This window comes from Enterobacter cloacae complex sp. 385G4 (genome assembly GCF_057320665.1).
In genome coordinates, this window is record NZ_JBXWDD010000003.1 from 324,237 (window position 1) to 346,293 (window position 22,057).

Sequence of the window (22,057 nt, forward strand, 5' to 3'; positions counted from 1 at the left end):
CTTAACTCTCCTTCGGCGGCGCATTTTCGCTGATGTAATTAGCCAGCTTGCAGTACTGCTCTACGGAAATGTTTTCCGCACGCATTGCCGGGTCGATCCCCAGCTCTGCTAACACCTCAACGGTAAACGAATTGCTCAGACTGTTACGGATCGTTTTACGGCGCTGGTTAAAGGCTTCCGTGGTGATGCGGCTCAGTACACGCAGATCTTTAACCGGATACGGTTTCGTTTTGTGCGGCACAAGGCGCACAACCGCAGAATCTACTTTCGGTGGCGGCGTGAACGCTGATGGCGGTACTTCGAGTACCGGGATCACGTTGCAGTAATATTGTGCCATCACGCTTAAACGACCATACGCTTTACTGTTCGGCCCTGCAACCAGACGGTTAACAACCTCTTTTTGCAACATGAAGTGCATGTCGGCAATGGCATCAGTATAGCTAAAGAGGTGGAACATTAGCGGCGTGGAGATGTTATACGGCAGGTTGCCGAACACGCGCAGCGGCTGACCCATTTTTTCCGACAGTTCGCCAAAGTTCATGGTCATGGCATCCTGCTGATAGATGGTCAGCTTTGGTCCGAGGAACGGGTGCGTTTGCAGGCGTGCGGCCAGGTCGCGGTCCAGTTCGATAACGGTCAGCTCGTCGAGGCGTTCGCCTACCGGCTCGGTCAGTGCGGCAAGGCCCGGGCCGATTTCGACCATAGCCTGACCCTTCTGCGGATTAATAGCAGAGACGATGCTGTCGATCACGAACTGATCGTTGAGAAAGTTTTGCCCGAAGCGTTTACGGGCTAAGTGGCCCTGATGGACTCGATTAGTCATTGAGTATTAACAATCATTTTGATGGCGAGATTAAGCGCCGTAATAAAACTGCCGACATCCGCTTTCCCCTGGCCTGCCAGATCCAGCGCAGTGCCGTGGTCAACGGACGTTCGAATAAAGGGTAAACCGAGGGTGATATTCACCCCGCGGCCAAAACCCTGATATTTTAGCACGGGCAGACCCTGATCGTGGTACATCGCGAGGACGGCGTCGGCATTATCCAGGTATTTTGGCTGGAAAAGGGTGTCCGCAGGCAGCGGCCCGCTGAGATTCATCCCTTTGGCGCGCATTTCTTCAAGCACCGGAATAATGGTGTCGATCTCTTCGGTGCCCATGTGCCCGCCTTCGCCGGCGTGCGGATTGAGGCCGCAGACCAGCACATGCGGCTGCGGGATCCCGAATTTTGTCTGCAGATCGTGATGCAGGATCCCGATGATCTCCCGCAGCAGTTCCGGGGTGATGGCATCAGGAATGGCCTTGATCGGTAGATGGGTGGTCACGAGAGCAACGCGCATCGCTTCCGTCGCCAGCATCATCACCACTTTCGGGCTGTGCGAGCGCTCTTCGAAGAACTCCGTATGCCCGGTAAAAGGGATGCCCGCTTCGTTGATGACGCCCTTATGCACGGGGCCGGTAATCAGAGCGGCAAATTCGCCCTTCAGGCAACCGTCGCAGGCGCGGGCAAGGGTTTCCACGACGTAGTGGCCATTTTCCGTGCTGAGCTGGCCTGGAACAACGGGAGTACGAAGGGGAACAGAAAGAAGAGTGAGCGTACCGGCCTGCTGTGGTGCGGGCTGTTGGCCTTCAACGTAGGGGATGAGCGTTAAGGGCAGACCGAGCAGATTCGCCCGGTCTTGTAACAGTGTTGCATCCGCGCAGACAACCAATTCTACTGGCCAGCTGCGCTGGGCGAGCTGGACAACGAGGTCAGGCCCAATCCCGGCGGGTTCGCCGGGAGTGATAACAACACGATGCTGTTTCATTAGTTGCTCAGGACTTTCACGTAAGCACTGGCGCGCTGTTCCTGCATCCAGGTTGCCGCTTCTTCGGAGAACTTACGGTTAAACAGCATACGGTAGGCTCTGTCTTTCTGCGCCGCATCCGTTTTGTCCACGTTGCGGGTGTCCATCAGCTCGATCAGATGCCAGCCAAATGAAGAGTGAACCGGGGCACTGATCTGGCCTTTATTCAGCTTCATCAGCGCATCGCGGAAGGCAGGATCGTAAATGTCCGCAGCCGCCCAGCCCAGATCGCCGCCCTGGTTCGCAGAGCCAGGATCCTGAGAGAACTCTTTCGCTGCATTGGCAAACGACGTTTTACCGCTCTTAATATCTGCGGCAATTTGCTCCAGCTTCGCACGCGCCTGATCGTCAGTCATGATCGGTGACGGCTTCAGCAGAATGTGGCGAGCGTGAACTTCAGTCACGGAGATATTCTGGCTCTGACCGCGCAGATCGTTCACTTTCAGAATGTGGAAGCCCACCCCTGAACGGATTGGACCGACGATATCGCCTTTCTTCGCCGTGCTCAGCGCCTGAGCAAAGATAGATGGCAGCTCCTGGATACGTCCCCAGCCCATCTGGCCGCCTTTCAGGGCCTGTTGGTCAGCAGAGTAGGTGATAGCCAGCTTGCCAAAGTCGCCGCCGTTACGCGCCTGATCGACAATTGAACGTGCCTGACTTTCTGCTTCAGCAGCCTGATCTGACGTTGGGTTCTCTGGCAGTGGGATCAGAATGTGGCTCAGGTTCAGCTCTGTGCTCGCATCGTTCTGGTTGCCCACCTGTTTTGCCAGCGCATCCACTTCCTGAGGCAGGATGGTAACGCGGCGACGGACTTCATTATTACGCACTTCCGAGATCAGCATCTCTTTACGGATCTGGTTACGGTAGGTAGCGTAGCTGATGCCGTCATAGGCCAGACGGCTGCGCATCTGGTCCGGCGACATGTTGTTCTGCTTTGCAATGTTAGCGATAGCCTGATCGAGCTGCTCGTCGGTCACCTTCACGCCCATTTTCTGACCCATCTGCAGGATAATCTGATCCATGATCAGACGCTCCAGGATCTGGTGGCGCAGCGTGGCGTCATCCGGAAGTTGCTGACCCGCTTCGCCCGAATTGAGCTTCACGGATTTCATCAGACCATCAACGTCACTTTCGAGCACGACGCCGTTGTTAACGACAGCGGCGACCTTATCAACAACCTGGGGGGCCGCGAAGCTGGTATTCGCAACCATAGCGACACCAAGCAGCAGCGTTTTCCAGTTCTTCATACTTTTTCCATTTCAATTAACCGCAAAGCGGATTACGTTGTAAATCAAGCACATTACAAAGAACTACTGTACGGCAGAATGTTCGAACGCAGCATCTGATGCGTGCCCAGGCCGTAGTTGGAGCTCAGGCCGCGCAGTTCGACATTAAAGCCAATCACGTTATCGTATTTGCTCTGATTGTTTACAGTGTTCCAGCCGTTAAGCTTACGCTCGTAACCGACGCGCAGCGCGTAACAGCAGGAGTTATATTGCAGACCAACCATCTGGTCCGCTGGCTTATTCGCGTTGGTGTCAAAGTAGTAAGCGCCTACGATTGACCAGCGGTCGGCGATAGGCCAGCTTGCTGCACCACCAACCTGCGAGATGCCGTCTTTATACTGTTCTGCGCCTGCATAAGAAGGCAATGTTGCCTGAATATATTCCGGGCTGGCATAACGATACGTCAACTGTACCATGCGGTCTTCATCGCGACGGTACTCAATAGCGGCACTGCTTGTGGCGATATTATCGAGGCGAGTGTCATATTGCACACCACCACGCAGGCCCCAACGGTCAGTCATGCGCCAGTACGTGTCTCCCGCCCAAACCAGCGAGCCCGTTTTGTTGTCCTTCTCCCAGTTAATGTTGTCATCACCGGTACGTGACTCGGTGAAATAGTAGATTTGACCAACAGAAACGTTAAAACGTTCAACGGCGGCATCATCATAAACGCGTGTTGTGACGCCGGTCGTTAACTGGTTAGCGGAGGCGATACGGTCCAGACCGCCGTAAGTACGGTCACGGAACAGGCCGCTATAGTCAGACTGCAGTAAAGACGAGTCGTAGTTCTGAATCTTGCTCTGATCGCGATATGGCACGTACAAATACTGCATACGCGGCTCAAGCGTCTGGGTATAACCATCCGCCAGCAGGCCCATATCACGCTCGAAGATCAGCTTCCCGTCCATTTTGAACTGCGGGAGCGTTCGGTTAACCGACTCTTCCAGATGCGCATTGTTCGTGGTGTTGTAATTATCAACATTTTTTTGCTGATAGTGCGTCGCCATCAGCTTGGCTTCGGTATTCAGGCTTGCCCAGTTGTTAGACCACGGCAGATTGATCGTCGGCTCCAGGTGAACACGCGTAGCTTCCGGCATGTCCGAATCCGTGTTCACGAAATGTACCGCCTGAGCGTAAACCCGGGTGTCGAATGGACCTACGTTATTCTGATACCAGTTAACGTCCAGCTGCGGCTCTGCACCATAGGTAGGCGTGGACTGGTCAGAGAATACCTGGAACTGTTTGGTTGAGACGGTTGCATCAAAGTTCTGCACCGCATAGCCTACGCTGAACTTCTGCGTGGCATAGCCATCCGTGCTCGAACCGTATTTAGACGAGAAGTCGTTAAAATAAGATGAGTCGCTAACTTTGGTATAGTCAACGTTAAAGCGCCACACCTGATCCATCACTCCGGCATGCTGCCAGTAGAATAGCCAGCGGTGTTTATCGCCTTCTGTGGGATGCTCATCCTGGAAGACCTTATCCGACGGCAGATAATCCAGCTCCATCAGGCCAGCACCGGCCTGAGTCAGATAGCGGAACTCGTTTTCCCACATGATGTTGCCGCGCTTGTGGATATAGTGCGGCGTGATCGTGGCGTCCATGTTGGGCGCGATGTTCCAGTAATACGGCAGGTAGAACTCAAAGTAGTTCGTGGTGCTGTATTTGGCATTCGGGATCAGGAAGCCCGAGCGACGCTTGTCACCCACGGGAAGCTGGAGATAAGGGCTGTAGAATACCGGCACCGGACCCAGCTTAAAGCGTGCGTTCCAGATCTCTGCGACCTGCTCTTCACGGTCATGGATAACTTCGCTCCCGACCACGCTCCAGGTATTTGAGCCCGGCAGACATGATGTAAAGGAGCCATTCTCCAGAATCGTATAGCGGTTTTCACCGCGCTGTTTCATCAGGTCCGCTTTACCGCGTCCCTGGCGACCCACCATCTGGTAATCACCTTCCCAGACGTTAGTATCTTTGGTATTCAGGTTTGACCAGGCTTTCGGACCTTTCAGGATGACCTGATTGTCGTCATAGTGCACATTACCCAGCGCATCCACCGTTCGTACCGGCTCGACCGCGCCTTCCGGCTGCTTCTGGTGCAACTGCACTTCATCAGCCTGCAGGCGGCTATTGCCCTGGTTAATATCCACATTGCCCGTAAACGTGGCATTGTCAGGATAAGTACCTTTGGAGCTATCGGCAGTAATGGTTACCGGCAAGCTATTTGTATCGCCCTCCACCAGTGGGCGATTATAACTTGGGACGCCAAGCATACACTGCGAGGCGAGATCGGCCGCCAGCCCCTGTTGACTGTACAGGGCGGAGCCAATCATTGTGGCCAGGAGGGTGGGGATACGTTTTTTCATACGTTATATTTTATTGTTCCGTCATCAGTGGCTACGGCTTACAAACGCTCAGAGACTATCTTACTCATCAGCGCAGTACCAGCGTTAATCCTGCCCGTTTGCGCGCCAGAGTGTTAGGCTCGCTATCGAATGACGAGTATGATAAAGCAAATTATAGGCGATGTCCTTCAATTGACCGTGGCTTGAACACTGTGATGATGACGTTGCGTCGGCAGGGAATATGACTATCCGGGGAGTATATGCAGTATTGGGGTAAAATAATCGGCGTTGCGTTCGCCATCATCATGGGTGCCGGGTTCTGGGGAATTGTGCTTGGGCTTATCATTGGCCATATGTTTGATAAGGCACGCAGCCGCAAAATGGCCTGGTTTGCCAATCAGCGCGAGCGCCAGTCGCTCTTTTTCTCCACCACCTTTGAGGTCATGGGGCACTTAACCAAATCCAAAGGACGCGTGACCGAAGCGGATATTCAGATTGCCAGCGTTTTTATGGATCGCATGAACCTGCATGGTGAGTCCCGCCTGGCGGCGCAGAATGCGTTTCGCATAGGTAAATCGGATAACTATCCGCTGCGTGAAAAGATGCGCCAGTTCCGCAGCATCTGCTTCGGACGTTTTGATTTAATTCGGATGTTTCTGGAAATCCAAATCCAGGCGGCGTTTGCCGACGGCTCGCTTCACCCCAATGAACGCGATGTCCTGTACGTTATTGCGGAAGAACTGGGTATCTCCCGTATGCAGTTTGACCAGTTCCTGCGCATGATGCAGGGCGGCGCCCAGTTTGGCGGCGGCTATCACCAGCAGTCTTCCGGCGGTGCATGGCAGCAGGCGCAGCGTGGCCCGACGCTGGAAGATGCCTGCAACGTGCTTGGCGTGAAGCCCACGGACGATCAAACCACGATTAAACGTGCCTACCGTAAGCTGATGAGCGAGCATCATCCTGACAAGCTGGTGGCGAAAGGTTTACCGCCGGAAATGATGGAGATGGCGAAGCAAAAAGCGCAGGAAATCCAGAAGGCGTACGAGCTCATTAAAGAGAAGAAAGGTTTCAAATAAGAAAAAGCCCGACAATGTCGGGCTTTTTTTTCAGAAGTCCACCGGGGCTTTAAACGTCATCGCGTTACCGAAAGTAGGGTGGGTGATGGTGAGCGTCTGCGCATGGAGCTGCAGGCGTGGCGCTAACGCCAGGGCCTCCGGCGGGGCGTAGAAGCGGTCACCCAGAATCGGGTGACCCAGCGCAAGCATATGCACGCGCAGCTGGTGTGAACGCCCGGTAATCGGCTTAAGCAGGACGCGCGCGGTGTTATCCGGCGCGTACTCCAGCACTTCATATTCGGTTTGCGCGGCCTTGCCGGTTTCATAACACACCTTCTGCTTTGGCCTGTTCGGCCAGTCGCAAATCAGCGGTAAATCCACCAGCCCTTCCGCCTGCGACGGGTGGCCCCAGACGCGGGCAACATACTGCTTCTTCGGCTCGCGCTCGCGGAACTGACGCTTCAGCTCGCGCTCCGCTGCTTTATTCAGCGCCACCACAATCACGCCGCTGGTGGCCATGTCCAGGCGATGGACGGACTCGGCCTGCGGATAATCGCGCTGAATGCGCGTCATCACGCTGTCCTTGTGCTCATCCAGACGGCCCGGCACGGACAACAGGCCGCTCGGCTTGTTGACCACCATAATGTGTTCATCCTGATACAGAATGACCAGCCAGGGATCCTGCGGCGGATTATACGGCTCCATCACCATCTTGCGCTCCGTTTACTGATGCGTCACAACGATAAGACGCAGGGCATCGAGACGCCATCCCGCCTGATTCAGGCTTTCCAGCACCTGCTGACGGTTGCTTTCAATCGCCGCCAGTTCGTCGTCGCGGATGTTCGGGTTGACCGCTTTTAACGCTTCCAGACGGGACAGCTCCGCAGACAGTTTCTCGTCGGCTTCATTGCGCGCGGCGTCAATCAGGTCTCGGGCCGCTTTTTCAATCTGGATTTCGCCCTGTTGGAGAATGGCGTGCACGTCCTGCTGCACCGCGTTCACCAGCTTGCTGCCGGTATGGCGGTTCACCGCGCTCAGCTGGCGGTTGAAGCTTTCGAACTCCACCTGTCCTGCCAGGTTCGTACCGTTTTTATCCAGCAGCAAACGCACCGGCGTTGGCGGCAGGAAGCGGTTGAGCTGCAGCTGTTTCGGCGCTTGCGCTTCCACAACATAGATCAGCTCCAGCAGCAGCGTGCCTACGGGCAGCGCCTTGTTTTTCAACAGGGAGATGGTGCTGCTGCCGGTATCTCCGGAGAGGATCAGATCCAGCCCGTTGCGGATCAGCGGGTGTTCCCAGGTGATGAACTGAGCATCTTCGCGGGACAGCGCCACGTCACGCTCGAAGGTGATGGTACAGCCATCTTCCGGCAGACCCGGGAAATCGGGCACCAGCATGTGGTCTGATGGGGTTAACACGATCAGGTTCTCGCCACGATCGTCCTGGTTAATCCCGACAATGTCGAACAGGTTCATGGAGAAGCCGATCAGGCTGGTGTCGTCATCTTGTTCTTCAATGCTCTCGGCAAGCGCCTGCGCTTTTTCGCCACCGTTGGAGTGGATCTCCAGCAGGCGGTCGCGCCCCTGTTCAAGCTGCGCCTTCAGCGCTTCATGTTTCTCGCGGCAGGATTTAATCAGATCGTCAAAACCGTCGGTATTTTCCGGCGCGGCCAGGTAACCGATCAGATCGCCATGCACCTGGTCATAAATGGTGCGGCCCGTTGGGCAGGTATGCTCAAACGCATCCAGACCTTCGTGGAACCAGCGCACCAGTACCGACTGAGCGGTTTTTTCCAGGTACGGCACGTGGATCTGAATATCATGCGCCTGGCCGATACGATCCAGACGGCCGATACGCTGCTCCAGCAGATCCGGGTTGAACGGCAGATCGAACATCACCAGATTGCTGGCGAACTGGAAGTTACGCCCTTCAGAACCGATTTCGGAGCACAGCATCACCTGCGCGCCGCTGTCCTCTTCACTGAACCACGCCGCCGCGCGGTCGCGCTCGACGATGGACATGCCTTCGTGGAACACGGCGGCACGAATGCCTTCGCGCTCGCGCAGAACTTGTTCCAGCTGCAGCGCGGTGGCGGCTTTGGCGCAGATCACCAGCACTTTCTGGGAGCGGTGCGCGGTCAGGTAGCCCATCAGCCACTCCACGCGCGGGTCGAAGTTCCACCAGGTGCCGGTATCCCCTTCAAATTCCTGATAAATCTGTTCCGGGTAGAGCATGTCACGCGCGCGCTCTTCCTGGGTTTTGCGCGCCCCCATAATGCCGGAGACTTTAATCGCCGTCTGATACTGCGTCGGCAGCGGGAGCTTGATGGTGTGCAGTTCGCGTTTTGGGAACCCTTTCACGCCGTTACGGGTGTTGCGGAACAGTACGCGGCTGGTGCCGTGACGGTCCATCAGCATGTCGATCAGCTCTTTACGCGCGGATCCCGCATTCTCGCTGTCGCTGTTCGCAGCCTGCAGCAGCGGTTCGATATCCTGCTCGCCAATCAGATCGCTCAGAGTGTTAAGTTCATCGTTTGAGAGACGTTTACCCGCCAGCAGCAGCGCGACGGCATCCGCAACCGGACGGTAGTTGTTCTGCTCTTCCACGAACTGAGCGAAGTCGTGGAAACGGTTTGGATCGAGCAGGCGCAGACGGGCGAAGTGACTTTCCAGACCGAGCTGCTCCGGCGTTGCGGTCAGCAGCAGGACGCCGGGCACGCGCTCGGCAAGCTGTTCAATCGCCATATATTCGCGGCTTGGGGCATCTTCGCTCCACACCAAGTGGTGCGCTTCGTCGACGACCATCAGGTCCCATTCGGCATCGCACAGATGCTCAAGACGCTGCTTGCTGCGGCGCACGAAATCCAGCGAGCAGATTACCAGCTGTTCGGTTTCAAACGGGTTGTCCGCGTCGTGCTGCGCTTCGGCATAGCGCTCGTCGTCGAACAGGGAGAAGCGCAGGTTAAAGCGGCGCAGCATCTCCACCAGCCACTGGTGCTGGAGGGTTTCCGGCACGACAATCAGCACGCGCTCGGCAGCGCCAGAGAGCAATTGCTGGTGCAGGATCATGCCCGCTTCGATGGTTTTACCCAGGCCCACTTCGTCAGCAAGCAGCACGCGGGGCGCATGGCGACGGCCCACGTCATGGGCGATATTCAGCTGGTGGGGGATCAGGCTGGTGCGCTGGCCGCGCAGGCCACTCCACGGCATGCGGTACTGTTCGCTATGGAACTTACGCGCGCGGTAGCGCAGGGAGAAGCGATCCATACGGTCGATTTGCCCGGCAAACAGGCGGTCCTGCGGCTTGCTGAACACCAGTTTGCTGTCGAGCAGCACTTCACGCAGGATGACGTTCGTCTCGTCGGTATCAAGACGCGTTCCGATGTAGGCGAGCAGTCCATTCTCTTCTTTTACGTCTTCAACCTTTAGCTGCCAGCCTTCGTGGCTGGTCACGGTGTCGCCCGGATTGAACATTACGCGGGTCACAGGGGAGTCATTGCGGGCGTACAGGCGGTTTTCACCGGTAGCAGGGAAGAGGAGGGTAACCATGCGCGCATCAACGGCAACGACGGTTCCTAATCCAAGTTCGCTTTCTGTATCGCTGATCCAGCGTTGACCAAGTGTAAAAGGCATAGTTGTTCGGCTCTAATCTTTAATTGCAGGCAATAGTTCGACCCCCGTCAAAAAAGACGGTCATCGAAAAATGGGTCCGGGAATGGAAAGGGCGCTATGGTACTGGATGGCAGCCATTTCGTCACGCGTCAAAATAGGCCAAGTTGCCCTGTCACAAGTGTAGCAAAATCGTCATCGATGAACGGTAAAATTCCCTCCGCAACCGGCTGAAGCTGGCGGGTCAGGTAGTGATCGTAATCGAGAGGCGACTGCTGGTAATCAACGGGCTCCGGCCCGTTCGTTGTCCAGACATATTTTATCGTCCCCCGGTTCTGATACTGCGGCGCGCGTCCCCGGCGTATATTCTCTTCGTCCGCCAGGCGCGCGGCGCGCACGTGGGGCGGGACGTTGCGCTGGTACTCCGCCAGCGGGCGGCGCAGGCGCTTGCGATATACCAGCTGGTCATCCAGCTCGCCGGCCATCAGGCTGGCGATGGTTTCGCGGATGTAGTCCTGATAGGGCTCGTTGCGGAAGATCCGCAGATAGAGCGTCTGCTGGAACTGCTGTGCCAGCGGCGTCCAGTCAGTGCGCACCGTCTCCAGGCCTTTAAAGACCATTCTCTGCTTTTCACCCTCCTGGATCAGCCCGGCGTAGCGCTTCTTGCTGCCCTGGTCGGTTCCGCGGATGGTGGGCATTAAAAAACGGGCAAAATGGGTTTCAAATTCCAGTTCTAATGCGCTGGTTAACCGCTCTTTTTGCAAATGTTCCTGCCACCAGTCGTTTACGAAGGCCACCAGTTCTTTGCCGATTCGTGAGGCGTCGTCTTCTGAATGTGCGCCCTTAAGCCACACAAAGGTTGAATCCGTGTCGCCGTAGATAACGTCATAGCCCCGGGATTCAATCAGCGCTTTGGTCTGACGCATGATGTCGTGTCCGCGCATGGTGATGGACGACGCCAGACGCGGATCGAAGAAGCGGCAGGCGCTGGTACCCAGCACGCCGTAGAAAGCGTTCATAATAATTTTCAGGGCCTGCGAGAGCGGCTTGTTGCCATGACGTTTCGCCTCGTCGCGGCCGTGCCAGATGTTCCCCACAATCTCCGGCAGACAGTGTTTTTCGCGCGAGAAGCGTGCCCCGAGAAAACCTTCGGTGCTGTGCGCGTCGTCTGGCTGCGCCATCCCCTCCACCAGCCCCACCGGGTCAATAAGGAAAGTGCGGATAATTGACGGGTAGAGGCTTTTGTAGTCCAGCACCAGAACCGAGTCATACAGCCCGGGCCGTGAGTCCATCACGTAGCCGCCAGGGCTGGCCTGCGGCGGCACGTCCCCGAGGTTGGGCGCAACATAGCCCGCACGGTGCATTCGTGGGAAATAGAGGTGGCTAAAGGCGGCTACCGAGCCGCCGTGCCTGTCAGCCGCGAGGCCATTTACCGTCGCGCGCTCCAGCAGGAACGGCATGATCTCGGTTTTGTGGAATATCTGCGTCACCAGCTCGCAGTCTTTCAGGTTATAGGTGGCGAGCGCCGGTTTGTCTTCGTTGAAGCGCCGGTCAATCTCGTCCATGCGGTCCCACGGATTGTCGATGGATTTGCCTTCACCGAGCAATTCCTGCGCTACCGCTTCCAGAGAGAAGGAGGAGAAATTCCAGAACGCGGATTTCAGCGCCTCGATGCCGTCGATAATCAGGCGGCCGTTGGCCTGCGCAAAGAACACGCCGTTCTTAAAGCCGTGCTCGCGCCACTCCAGCTCCGTATTTCCGCGCCCGAGCATCAGTGGGATGCGATACCGCTCTGCGTGTTTTTGCAGTACGCGCAGGTCAAACTGCACCACGTTCCAGCCGATCAGCACGTCCGGGTCGTGCTCGGCAAACCACTGGTTAAGCTTCTCCAGCAGCTGCGGTCGGCTGTTGACGTACTCAAGCTGAAAATCGAGCGCGGACGCATCGCCGTTCGGCGGCCCGAGCATATAGACAACCCGCTGCCCGCAGCCTTCCAGGCCGATGCAGTATAGCTCGCCGTGACGGGTGGTTTCGATATCCAGGGAAACCCACTTTAGCGGGGGGCGATAATGCGGATTAGGCTTCAGGCGAGCGTTGATAAGGGTGCCGTTTTGCTCAGCGCCGTAAACCCAGACGGGGGCGGTAATAAACCGCTCCATCAGAAAGCGTTCCGGCGGACGAATGTCCGCTTCATAGAGCGTCACGCCCGCTTCGCGTAGTAATTTTTCGTAGCGCATCAGTTGGCGATGGGCGCGGCAGTATAGGCCATACACCGGCTGACGATGGAAATCTTTTAGCTCAAGAGGAGTGAGGCGCCAGCCGTTCTCATCGCGCAGCAGTTGTTTTACCTTCTCGACGTAATGTTCAGGGATAAACGCCACGGATTCCTGAGGAGGAAGCGTAACGTGCAGCGGGCCGTTATCTGTCGCCAGCCAGAACGCAACCTCGGTGCCCTGAGGGGTATCCCGCCAGTGTCGGGTCAGTAAAAAGCCTTCTTGCGCCTGTGCCACGCCGCCATCCCATAAAACAAAACCAGGCCTGATTATAGCCTGGTTGAATGTTTTATGCTGGGGATATATACAGTTTATTGTCCGTAATAGGCCTTCGCGCCGTGCTTGCGCAGGTAGTGTTTATCCAGCAGGGTTTGCTGCATATCCGGCAACTGCGGTGCCAGCTGGCGGCAGAAGATCCCCATGTAGGCGATTTCCTCCAGCACTATTGCGTTATGCACTGCGTCTTGCGCGTTTTTACCCCAGGCAAACGGGCCGTGGGAATGCACCAGTACGCCGGGCATTTGCGCCGCGTCGATCCCCTGTTTTTCAAAGGTTTCGACGATCACGTTCCCGGTTTCCCATTCGTACTCACCGTTAATCTCCGCATCGGTCATCAGACGCGTGCAGGGAATGGTGCCGTAAAAGTAGTCCGCGTGGGTGGTGCCGGTGGCCGGAATGGACTGGCCCGCCTGCGCCCAGATGGTCGCGTGACGCGAATGGGTATGCACGATGCCGCCGATAGTCGGGAAGGACTGATACAGCAGACGGTGGGTGGGCGTATCGGACGACGGTTTTTTGTTACCTTCCACCACTTCACCCGTTTCGATGCTGACCACGACCATATCCTCTGCGGTCATCACCGTATAATCCACGCCCGAAGGCTTGATCACGAATACCCCTTTTTCCCGGTCAACGGCGCTGACGTTGCCCCAGGTCAGGGTCACCAGGTTATGTTTTGGCAGCGCCAGGTTAGCTTCAAGTACCTGACGTTTGAGATCTTCTAACATCGTTGTCTCCCTGCCCGGCGAGCGCAGCGCCACCGGGCATTACGTACTTAGCGTTTTGAACCGTAATAGACTTCGTTCCAGCGCAGCGCGTCTTTAAAGGCTGGCAGACGGGTGTCGTTATCAATCACGGTCAGCTCGATATCGTGCAGCTCGGCAAACTGGCGCATATCGTTCAGGTCCAGCGCGTGGCTGAAGACGGTGTGGTGCGCGCCACCCGCCAGGATCCACGCCTCTGACGCGGTTGGCAGGTCCGGCTGCGCTTTCCACAGGGCATTGGCGACCGGCAGCTTCGGCAGAGAGTGCGGAGTTTCAACCGCATCGACACAGTTCACCAGCAGGCGGAAGCGGTCGCCGAGGTCGATCAGGCTGGCGTTGATGGCCGGACCGGTACGGGTGTTGAAGATCAGACGGGCCGGATCCGCTTTGCCGCCGATGCCGAGGTACTGCACGTCAAGGATCGGTTTCTCTTCAACCGCGATGGAGGGACACACTTCCAGCATGTGCGAACCGAGCACCAGATCGTTGCCGTTCTCGAAGTGGTAGGTGTAGTCCTCCATAAAGGAGGTGCCGCCCTGCAGACCGGTCGACATCACCTTCATGATGCGAAGCAGAGCGGCAGTTTTCCAGTCGCCTTCACCCGCAAAGCCGTAGCCCTGCTGCATCAGACGTTGTACTGCCAGACCCGGCAGCTGTTTCAGGCCGTGGAGGTCTTCGAAAGTGGTAGTAAAAGCATGGAAGCCGCCCTGTTCCAGAAAACGCTTCATGCCCAGCTCAATGCGTGCGGCATCCAGCACGTTCTGGCGCTTGTCGCCGTTAACTTGCGCCGCAGGCGTCAGGCGGTAGCTGCTTTCGTACTCGTCCACCAGCGCGCTCACGTCGCCGTCGCTGATGTCATTCACCACCTGCACCAGGTCGCCCACCGCCCAGGTATTCACGGAGAAGCCGAACTTGATCTGCGCCGCGACTTTATCGCCGTCGGTCACCGCCACTTCACGCATGTTGTCGCCGAAACGCACCACTTTCAGGTGGCGGGTATCCTGCTTAGAGACCGCCTGACGCATCCAGGAGCCGATACGCTGTTGCGCCTTGCCGTCCTGCCAGTGGCCGGTGACCACAGCGTGCTGCTGGCGCATGCGCGCACCGATGAAGCCGAACTCGCGGCCGCCGTGCGCGGTCTGGTTCAGGTTCATAAAGTCCATGTCGATGCTGTCCCACGGCAGGGAGGCATTGAACTGAGTGTGGAACTGCAGCAGCGGTTTGTTGAGGATTGCCAGGCCGTTGATCCACATTTTGGCCGGTGAGAAGGTGTGCAGCCACACGACCAGGCCGGCGCATTTGTCGTCGTAGTTGGCGTCACGGCAGATGTTGGTGATTTCGTCCGGCGTCGTACCCAGCGGCTTCAGCACCAGTTTGCACGGCAGTTTGGCTTCCGCGTTCAGCGCGTTAACCACCTGCTCCGCGTGTTTCGTTACCTGCTGCAGCGCTTCCGGTCCGTACAGATGCTGGCTGCCAATCACAAACCACACTTCATAATTATTAAAAATGGTCATCATCGTGTCCTTAATGGGTCAGGGTTGCCGTAGTGTCCGCGGTGCTTTTGGCCGGGGCGGCGACAGGGAGATAGTGAAGCTCGGCGCTTTTTGCCCATTGCTGGTAGCGCTGATAAAGCTGTTCAAAGCGTTGTGCCTGCTGGATACGCGGCTGGAGCGTGTTTTCGACGGCGCTTGCCATGTGCTGCTGCGCGGTCGGGATATCCGCATGCACTCCTGCGGCCACGGCAGCGAAAATCGCGGCGCCCAGCGCGCAGCACTGATCGGAGGCCACAATCTGCAGCGGACGGTTCAGCACGTCGCAGCAGGCCTGCATAATCACCGGGTTTTTACGGGCGATACCGCCCAGCGCCATCACGTTGTTCACGTCGATGCCCTGTTCGGTGAAGCACTCCATAATGGCGCGCGCGCCGAACGCGGTGGCGGCAATAAGACCGCCGAACAGCGCCGGGGCATCGGTCGCCAGGTTGAGATCGGTAATCACCCCCTTCAGGCGCTGGTTGGCAAACGGCGTGCGGCGACCGTTAAACCAGTCCAGCACCACCGGGAGGTGATCGAGTGACGGGTTTTTGGCCCAGGCTTCGGTGAGCTGCGGCAGAAGCTGCTTTTTGCTCCCGGCTATCTGGGTTTTCAGTTCAGGATGCGCCGCCGCCAGCTGATCCAGCGGCCAGCCCAGCACGCGGCCAAACCAGGCGTAGATATCGCCAAACGCGGACTGACCGGCTTCGAGGCCGATAAAGTCCGGCACCACGCTGCCGTCCACCTGGCCGCAGATGCCTTTTACCGCGCGGTCGCCAACGCTGGCCTTATCTGCCGTCAGGATGTCGCAGGTGGAGGTGCCGATCACTTTCACCAGCGTGTTAGGCTGCGCACCCGCGCCCACGGCACCCATGTGGCAGTCGAACGCGCCGCCGGAAATGGTCACGCTTTGTGGCAGGCCGAGACGCGTCGCCCACTCTTCGCAGAGCGTGCCGACCGGAATATCGGCGGTAAAGGTGTCGGTAAAGAGCGGGTATTTCAGGTTTTTGTTGATAATCGGGTCAAGTTCATCGAAGAACGCTGCCGGAGGAAGACCGCCCCAGCCTTCATGCCACAGGGATTTATGCCCGGCGCTGCAGCGGCCGCGGCGGATATCCTGCGGGCGAGTGGTGCCGGAGAGCAGGGCGGGAACCCAGTCGCACAGCTCAATCCAGGATGCCGCGGCCTGGGCGACCGAAGCGTCCGCGCGGGTAACGTGCAGGATTTTGGCCCAGAACCATTCGCTGGAGTAGATGCCGCCGATGTAGCGCGAGTAGTCGGTTTTGCCCGGCTGATGGCATAAGCGGGTGATGGCTTCCGCCTCTTCCACGGCGGTATGGTCTTTCCAAAGCACGAACATGGCGTTCGGGTTGTCGGCAAACTCCGGGCGCAACGCCAGCACGCGGCCTTCAGCGTCCACCGGGGCTGGCGTTGAACCGGTGCTGTCGACGCCAATCCCCACGACGTCGGCCCGCTGGGCGTCAGTCAGTTCAGCCAGCACGGTTTTAATCGCCGCTTCCATCGATTCAATGTAATCGCGCGGGTGGTGACGGAACTGGTTGTTTGGCGCGTCGCAGTAGCGCCCCTCATGCCAGCGCGGATACCACTCAACGCTGGTTGCTATCTCCTGGCCAGTCGTACAGTCCACTGCCAGCGCGCGAACCGAGTCGCTGCCAAAATCGAGGCCAATTGCAATTGCCATGGTGTTGCTCCATCCGAAACAGGTATGGAAGAACATTAGAGACTGGGGATAAAAATCGTCAGGCAGGATCCGCTAATCTTATGGACTAAATTGCTGTTACGACGGAAAGTGTGACGCCGTGCAAATATTCAATGTGGACATTTCTGCCGCACTTATAGACACTTTTGTTACTGCTTCTCTGCCCGTGTTGGCAGAAAAATCAGGGGAAAAGGCTGAAACATGGCGGACGTAAAAGAGGCGTGATGCTTTTTGGATCTTTTCGCAGGCCATTTTTATACTGCTTTTAACGATATGGACAAATGGTTTCCTTCAGGACCCTTGGGAGAACTGAATCTATGGCCGAACCGCAAAACGATCCCCTGCTGCCGGGATACTCATTTAACGCCCATCTGGTGGCGGGGCTGACGCCAATTGAGGCCGAGGGGTATCTCGATTTTTACGTCGACCGACCGCTCGGCATGAAAGGGTATATTCTGAACCTGACCGTACGCGGGGAAGGGGTGATAAAAAACGGCGATCGGCAGTTTGTTTGCCGCCCGGGCGATATGCTGCTGTTCCCGCCGGGGGAGATCCACCACTACGGGCGTCACCCGGACGCCAAAGAGTGGTATCACCAGTGGGTCTATTTCCGCCCGCGCGCCTACTGGCAGGAGTGGCTCTCATGGCCGGCTATTTTCGCGCAAACCGGTTTTTATCGTCCGGATGAGGCGCATCTGGCGCAGTTTCGTGAACTGTTCGCACAAATTATTGAGGCGGGGCAGGCGGGCGGGCGCTATGCCGAACTGCTGGCGATCAACCTGCTTGAGCAGGTGCTGCTGCGCCGCATGGAGGCGATCAACGAGTCGCTTAACCCACCGCTGGATAACCGCGTCCGCGACGCCTGCCAGTACATCAGCGACCATCTGGCCGACAGCCAGTTTGATATCGCCAGCGTTGCCCAGCACGTCTGTCTTTCGCCGTCCCGCCTGTCACACTTGTTCCGCCAGCAGCTTGGCGTGAGCGTGCTGAGCTGGCGTGAGGATCAGCGCATCAGCCAGGCAAAGCTATTGCTCAGCACCACCCGGATGCCTATCGCGACCGTCGGACGCAACGTGGGCTTTGAAGATCAGCTCTATTTCTCTCGCGTGTTTAAGAAGTGCACCGGCGCCAGTCCCAGTGAATTCCGCGCGGGATGTGAATAAACGGTAAACATTCAGGTGAACTTCAGGAGCATCCTGTAAACTATTCAGACAATTGATGCCTTGACGCGGTGCGGGGCGCTAAGCAGAATCGCTGATTCGTTTTCTGACCGGAATAGTTATGCAGGCATTGCTGGAACACTTTATTACCCAGTCCGTTATGTACTCGCTCATCGCTGTGGCGCTGGTGGCGTTTCTGGAATCGCTGGCGCTGGTTGGGCTGATCCTGCCCGGCACCGTGATGATGGCGGGGCTTGGGGCGCTTATTGGCAGCGGTGAGGTCAATTTCTGGCAGGCGTGGCTGGCCGGGATTATCGGCTGCCTGCTGGGGGACTGGATCTCCTTCTGGCTGGGCTGGCGCTTTAAGAAGCCGCTGCACCGCTGGTCGTTCATGAAAAAGAACAAAGCGCTGCTGGATAAAACCGAACATGCGCTGCACCAGCACAGCATGTTCACCATTCTGGTAGGCCGCTTTGTCGGGCCAACGCGTCCGCTGGTGCCGATGGTGGCGGGGATGCTGGATCTGCCCGTCGCAAAATTCGTGGTGCCGAACATTATCGGCTGCGTATTCTGGCCGCCGTTTTACTTCCTGCCGGGGATCCTCGCGGGTGCGGCCATTGATATCCCTGACGGTATGCAAAGCGGTGAGTTCAAGTGGCTGCTGCTGGGAACGGCGGTGCTGCTGTGGCTGGCGGTCTGGCTCTGCTGGCGGCTATGGCGCAGCGCGAAAGCCAGCGTCGATCGCCTGACGCGCTTTCTTCCGCGCACGCGCCTGCTCTGGCTGGCCCCGCTGACGCTGGGCGTGGCGGTGGTAGCGCTGGTCGCGCTGATTCGTCATCCGCTGATGCCGGTGTACGGCGAGATCCTGTTGAAGGTAGTGAGCCGTTAAGGTGTTTTCCCTCTCCCCGTGGGAGAGGGCCAGGGTGAGGGCGTCAGACCGCACGAATGCCCAACAATGAAGACGCCCCCGCGTTACCACTCAGAAGTTCTTCTGTTTCTCCATCCCAAAAAATCCGTCCCTCCGCGATCACTACCGATCGCGGCGCAATGCGTGCGGCATCTTCAATGCTGTGCGAAACCATCAGCATCGTGATCTGCTGGCGCTGGCAAACCTCTTCCACCAGCGAGAGCATCTCCTGGCGCAGGGCCGGGTCGAGTGCCGAGAAGGGTTCGTCGAGCAGCAGCAGCGGCTGCTCGCGCACCAGACAACGTGCCAGCGCCACGCGCTGACGCTGGCCGCCGGAAAGCTCACCGGGCAGTCTTGAAATCAACGCGGACAGGCCCATTTGTTCGGCAATCACCTCCAGCTTCTGACGCTGCGCAGCATTGAGTTTTAACCCCGGATCGATTCCCAGCGCGATGTTCTGCCACACCGTAAGGTGATTAAACAGATTGTTTTCCTGAAACAGCATCGACACCGGGCGCTTAGCCGGCGGAGCGTAGGTATACTCGCCATTATCAATGACTATCGACCCGCTGACAGGCTGCAAAAAACCGGCAATCAAATTGAGCAGGGTACTTTTACCGGCCCCGCTTGGGCCAAGCACCGCAATTCGCTCTCCCTGACGAACGGAGAGGGTAAAACGCATCGGCAGATGCTGGTAAAGCCAGGTTACATCAGTCAGTTTTAACATCACGCCCCGGGAGTTGTTCGATAACGGTAAATAACGCAAAGCACAGCACCAGCAGTAAAAGTGCCGTGACCGCGCCGTCCTGGCTGCGATAGGAGCCAATTTGCTGATAAAGCCAGAAAGGCAGCGTGCGGAAATCCTCGTTGCCAAAGAGGGCCACCACGCCAAAATCCCCAATCGACAGCACGCAGGCGAAGGCCATCGCCTGGGCGAGCGGCCGCTTCAGGGCGCGTAGTTCGACCACTTTCAGCCGCCGCCAGCCCATAATGCCAAGGGACTGGCACAGGGCGCTGTACCGGCTGTTAACATCCCGCATCGGGTTTTCCAGCACCTTCAGCGCGTACGGTATGGCCATTAAGGCGTTGGTAAAAATGACGATGCCGTCGGCGCTTTCCGGCAGGCCGATGGTGCTGTTAAACAGTAAAAAGAAGCCGGTCGCCAGCACAATGCCCGGCATCGCCAGAATCAGCATGCCCGTCAGTTCCAGCGCGTGTCCGGCTTCACGGGCATGTCGCGCGTACAGCTCGCGGCTGCTCCAGAGCAGCATCATGGTGAGCGTCACGCACACTAGCCCGGCTGCCAGCGCGATACGCAATGAGGTCCATGTGGCTTGCCACAGGACCGGCTGTTGAAGTACCGATACCACATTCCGGTTGAGGCCATCGGCGATCACGGCCAGCAGCGGCGGCAGCAGAAGCAGGAGCGCCAGCGCAATCAGCATCACGTCCGAGATGCGGCTGTGCAGGCTGTCCTGCGGATCGCGCCAGCCAGAAAGATTATTGCTTCCTGCGGGGATCGCTTTGCTCAGCCGCTGGCTGAGTAACACCAGCGCCAGGCAGCACACCATTTGTACGATCGCCAGCAACGCGGCGCGGCCCGGATCGTAGTCGTAACTTAATGCCTGATAGATCGCCAGCTCAATGGTGGTGGCCTGCGGGCCGCCGCCGAGAGAAAGCACGGTCGCAAAGCTGGCGAAACAGAGCATAAAGATCAGCGCGGCCACCGGGGCAATTTGGCGTCGCAGCCACGGCCATTCGACAAAGCGGAAGAATGACCATCCGCGCATGCCGAGCTGGGCCGCAATTTGGCGCTGCTCGCCGGGTATGTTCTCCAGCGCCTGCAAAAAGAGGCGCGTCGCCATCGGCATATTGAAGAAAATGTGTGCCAGCAGGATGCCCTTCAGCCCGTAGGGAGAGAAGGTCCATTCCAGGCCTAAAGACGCGAAGAGGGAGGCCAGCCAGCCCTGGCGACCGTATACGCTCAGGATGCCAAAGACGGCCACCAGCACGGGCAGGATCAGCGTCATGGCGCACAGGCGCAGCAGGGCTAGCCTGCCGGGGAAACGTCTGCGATAGAGGGCGCGCGCAAGGAAAATGGCCGGGATGACTGACAGCAGCGCGGAAAGAAACGCCTGCAAGAAGGAGAAACGGATAACGTGCCAGAGATAGCTATCGTGCCAGAGCGCGAGCAGATCGCTCTCTGGCGCGTTAAACCACAGCGCCAGAAACGCTCCCAGACTGACGACCACCATCAGTATGGCGGCAATCAGTCCGGGAACTAACCAGCCGGGGATCAGCGGCTGACGGCGCGTTGCCATTCGCTTATCCATGCGGCACGCTGAGCGGCAACCTGCTGCGGCGTAAATTCCAGCGCGGTCTGCGGTTTGTTCAGCTGCTCAAAGCCTGCTGGCAGCGTCGCGTCGGTAACCGGGTACATCCAGTTGCCCGTCGGAATGGCGTTCTGGAATGCCGGGGAGACCATAAATTTCAGGAACTTCTCGGCCAGTTCCGGCTGTTTGCTGGCGGCGGTGCGGGCAGCCACTTCAACCTGCAGGTAGTGACCTTCAGAGAAATTCGCAGCCGCGTAGTTATCTTTCTTCTCGGCAATAATATGATAGGCCGGAGAGGTGGTGTAGCTCAGCACCAGATCGCTTTCGCCTTTAAGGAACAGGCCGTAGGCTTCGCTCCAGCCTTTAGTGACCGTAACGGTTTTCGCAGCCAGCTTTTGCCACGCCTCCGGCGTTTTGTCTCCGTAGACTTTCTGCATCCACATCAGCAGACCCAGGCCCGGCGTGCTGGTCCGCGGATCTTCATAAATCACGCGCCACTTCTGGTCGCTTTCCACCAACTCTTTCAGGCTCTTCGGCGGGTTTTTCAGCTTGTTTTTATCGTAGACGAAAGCAAAGTAGCCGTAGTCGAACGGCACAAAGGTGTCGTTTTTCCAGCCGCCCGGCACGTTAACGGCCTCTGCCGCGACGCCGCTTTTAGCAAAGAGTTTGGTTTGCGAGGCGGCCTCCAGCAGGTTGTTATCCAGTCCGAGCACCACGTCGGCCTTGCTGTTTTTCCCTTCCATGCGCAGGCGGTTGAGCAGCGAAACGCCATCTTCCAGCGCCACGAACTTCAGCTCGCAGTTGCAGTCCGCTTCAAAGGCTTTTTTGACGACCGGGCCAGGGCCCCAGTCGGCGGAGAAGGAGTCGTAGGTGTAGACCGTCAGAACAGGCTTAGCAAAAACAGGCAGCGCAACCAGCGCCAGCAGAGGAAGAACGTTTTTTAACACTTTGC

At 57.6% G+C, this 22,057-nt stretch carries 16 protein-coding genes; 3 read left to right on the forward strand and 13 right to left on the reverse strand.

Annotated features, from left to right (window positions below; genetic code table 11):
• Window position 1 precedes the first annotated feature (1 nt).
• The 4 genes from rsmA to lptD are packed head-to-tail and all read right to left on the reverse strand — an operon-like array spanning window position 2 to window position 5,497.
• Window positions 2-823: a 16S rRNA (adenine(1518)-N(6)/adenine(1519)-N(6))-dimethyltransferase RsmA gene (rsmA, locus tag AC2FAJ_RS12065; RefSeq protein ID WP_028015479.1), complete on the reverse strand. Its 822-nt coding sequence runs from the start codon at window positions 821-823 to the stop codon at window positions 2-4.
• A complete protein-coding gene (gene pdxA, locus AC2FAJ_RS12070) occupies window positions 820-1,806 on the reverse strand; it encodes a 4-hydroxythreonine-4-phosphate dehydrogenase PdxA (protein WP_041911259.1) in 987 nt (328 codons plus the stop codon). Before pdxA ends, rsmA begins: the two co-directional genes overlap by 4 nt.
• The gene (gene surA, locus AC2FAJ_RS12075) at window positions 1,806-3,092 is read right to left on the reverse strand and encodes a peptidylprolyl isomerase SurA (RefSeq protein WP_028015481.1); all 1,287 of its coding nucleotides are present in this window, start codon (window positions 3,090-3,092) and stop codon (window positions 1,806-1,808) included. The genes pdxA and surA overlap by 1 nt, the downstream gene beginning before the upstream one ends.
• A gap of 53 nt (window positions 3,093-3,145) precedes the next feature.
• Complete coding sequence (gene lptD / locus AC2FAJ_RS12080) at window positions 3,146-5,497, reverse strand: LPS assembly protein LptD (protein WP_041911258.1); 2,352 nt, start codon at window positions 5,495-5,497, stop codon at window positions 3,146-3,148.
• 239 nt (window positions 5,498-5,736) lie between these two features.
• On the opposite strand from lptD, the gene djlA reads away from it, so the two are divergent.
• Window positions 5,737-6,552, forward strand: a complete 816-nt coding sequence (djlA, locus tag AC2FAJ_RS12085; protein WP_028015483.1) for a co-chaperone DjlA — start codon at window positions 5,737-5,739, stop codon at window positions 6,550-6,552.
• Window positions 6,553-6,582: 30 nt separating this feature from the next.
• Here djlA and rluA read toward each other — a convergent pair whose 3' ends face one another.
• The 6 genes from rluA to araB form a co-directional block, all read right to left on the reverse strand.
• Complete coding sequence (gene rluA / locus AC2FAJ_RS12090) at window positions 6,583-7,242, reverse strand: bifunctional tRNA pseudouridine(32) synthase/23S rRNA pseudouridine(746) synthase RluA (protein ID WP_485454183.1); 660 nt, start codon at window positions 7,240-7,242, stop codon at window positions 6,583-6,585.
• Window positions 7,243-7,254: 12 nt separating this feature from the next.
• On the reverse strand, window positions 7,255-10,161 hold the full coding sequence (gene rapA, locus AC2FAJ_RS12095) for an RNA polymerase-associated protein RapA (protein ID WP_485454184.1): 2,907 nt from the start codon (window positions 10,159-10,161) through the stop codon (window positions 7,255-7,257).
• Between the two features lie 128 nt (window positions 10,162-10,289).
• Window positions 10,290-12,647, reverse strand: a complete 2,358-nt coding sequence (gene polB / locus AC2FAJ_RS12100; protein ID WP_319880057.1) for a DNA polymerase II — start codon at window positions 12,645-12,647, stop codon at window positions 10,290-10,292.
• Between the two features lie 74 nt (window positions 12,648-12,721).
• The gene (gene araD, locus AC2FAJ_RS12105) at window positions 12,722-13,417 is read right to left on the reverse strand and encodes an L-ribulose-5-phosphate 4-epimerase (protein WP_028015487.1); all 696 of its coding nucleotides are present in this window, start codon (window positions 13,415-13,417) and stop codon (window positions 12,722-12,724) included.
• 47 nt (window positions 13,418-13,464) lie between these two features.
• Window positions 13,465-14,967 (reverse strand): L-arabinose isomerase, encoded by a 1,503-nt coding sequence (araA, locus tag AC2FAJ_RS12110; RefSeq protein ID WP_485454213.1) that lies wholly within the window; start codon window positions 14,965-14,967, stop codon window positions 13,465-13,467.
• A gap of 10 nt (window positions 14,968-14,977) precedes the next feature.
• Window positions 14,978-16,687 carry a ribulokinase gene (gene araB, locus AC2FAJ_RS12115; protein ID WP_485454185.1) on the reverse strand — a complete coding sequence of 570 codons (1,710 nt, stop codon included), beginning with the start codon at window positions 16,685-16,687 and terminating at the stop codon, window positions 14,978-14,980.
• 335 nt (window positions 16,688-17,022) lie between these two features.
• Between araB and araC the strand changes: the two genes are divergently transcribed.
• Together araC and AC2FAJ_RS12125 are read left to right on the forward strand one after the other, a co-directional pair.
• Window positions 17,023-17,868, forward strand: a complete 846-nt coding sequence (gene araC / locus AC2FAJ_RS12120; RefSeq protein WP_028015490.1) for an arabinose operon transcriptional regulator AraC — start codon at window positions 17,023-17,025, stop codon at window positions 17,866-17,868.
• Window positions 17,869-17,986: 118 nt separating this feature from the next.
• Entirely contained in the window at window positions 17,987-18,754 is a 768-nt protein-coding gene (locus AC2FAJ_RS12125; RefSeq protein WP_485454186.1) for a DedA family protein, read from the forward strand.
• A gap of 43 nt (window positions 18,755-18,797) precedes the next feature.
• Here AC2FAJ_RS12125 and thiQ read toward each other — a convergent pair whose 3' ends face one another.
• The 3 genes from thiQ to thiB are packed head-to-tail and all read right to left on the reverse strand — an operon-like array spanning window position 18,798 to window position 22,052.
• Window positions 18,798-19,499 carry a thiamine ABC transporter ATP-binding protein ThiQ gene (gene thiQ / locus AC2FAJ_RS12130; protein ID WP_485454187.1) on the reverse strand — a complete coding sequence of 234 codons (702 nt, stop codon included), beginning with the start codon at window positions 19,497-19,499 and terminating at the stop codon, window positions 18,798-18,800.
• Window positions 19,483-21,093 carry a thiamine/thiamine pyrophosphate ABC transporter permease ThiP gene (thiP, locus tag AC2FAJ_RS12135; protein WP_485454188.1) on the reverse strand — a complete coding sequence of 537 codons (1,611 nt, stop codon included), beginning with the start codon at window positions 21,091-21,093 and terminating at the stop codon, window positions 19,483-19,485. Before thiP ends, thiQ begins: the two co-directional genes overlap by 17 nt.
• Complete coding sequence (gene thiB, locus AC2FAJ_RS12140) at window positions 21,069-22,052, reverse strand: thiamine ABC transporter substrate binding subunit (RefSeq protein ID WP_041911251.1); 984 nt, start codon at window positions 22,050-22,052, stop codon at window positions 21,069-21,071. The genes thiP and thiB overlap by 25 nt, the downstream gene beginning before the upstream one ends.
• Window positions 22,053-22,057 lie beyond the last annotated feature (5 nt).

Coding starts and splice junctions, on each gene's coding strand:
- rsmA (WP_028015479.1), bottom strand. CDS start 823: ATGACTAATCGAGTCCATCAGGGCCACTTAGCCCGTAAACGCTTCGGG.
- pdxA (WP_041911259.1), bottom strand. CDS start 1,806: ATGAAACAGCATCGTGTTGTTATCACTCCCGGCGAACCCGCCGGGATT.
- surA (WP_028015481.1), bottom strand. CDS start 3,092: ATGAAGAACTGGAAAACGCTGCTGCTTGGTGTCGCTATGGTTGCGAAT.
- lptD (WP_041911258.1), bottom strand. CDS start 5,497: ATGAAAAAACGTATCCCCACCCTCCTGGCCACAATGATTGGCTCCGCC.
- djlA (WP_028015483.1), top strand. CDS start 5,737: ATGCAGTATTGGGGTAAAATAATCGGCGTTGCGTTCGCCATCATCATG.
- rluA (WP_485454183.1), bottom strand. CDS start 7,242: ATGGTGATGGAGCCGTATAATCCGCCGCAGGATCCCTGGCTGGTCATT.
- rapA (WP_485454184.1), bottom strand. CDS start 10,161: ATGCCTTTTACACTTGGTCAACGCTGGATCAGCGATACAGAAAGCGAA.
- araD (WP_028015487.1), bottom strand. CDS start 13,417: ATGTTAGAAGATCTCAAACGTCAGGTACTTGAAGCTAACCTGGCGCTG.
- araA (WP_485454213.1), bottom strand. CDS start 14,967: ATGACCATTTTTAATAATTATGAAGTGTGGTTTGTGATTGGCAGCCAG.
- araB (WP_485454185.1), bottom strand. CDS start 16,687: ATGGCAATTGCAATTGGCCTCGATTTTGGCAGCGACTCGGTTCGCGCG.
- araC (WP_028015490.1), top strand. CDS start 17,023: ATGGCCGAACCGCAAAACGATCCCCTGCTGCCGGGATACTCATTTAAC.
- AC2FAJ_RS12125 (WP_485454186.1), top strand. CDS start 17,987: ATGCAGGCATTGCTGGAACACTTTATTACCCAGTCCGTTATGTACTCG.
- thiQ (WP_485454187.1), bottom strand. CDS start 19,499: ATGTTAAAACTGACTGATGTAACCTGGCTTTACCAGCATCTGCCGATG.
- thiP (WP_485454188.1), bottom strand. CDS start 21,093: ATGGCAACGCGCCGTCAGCCGCTGATCCCCGGCTGGTTAGTTCCCGGA.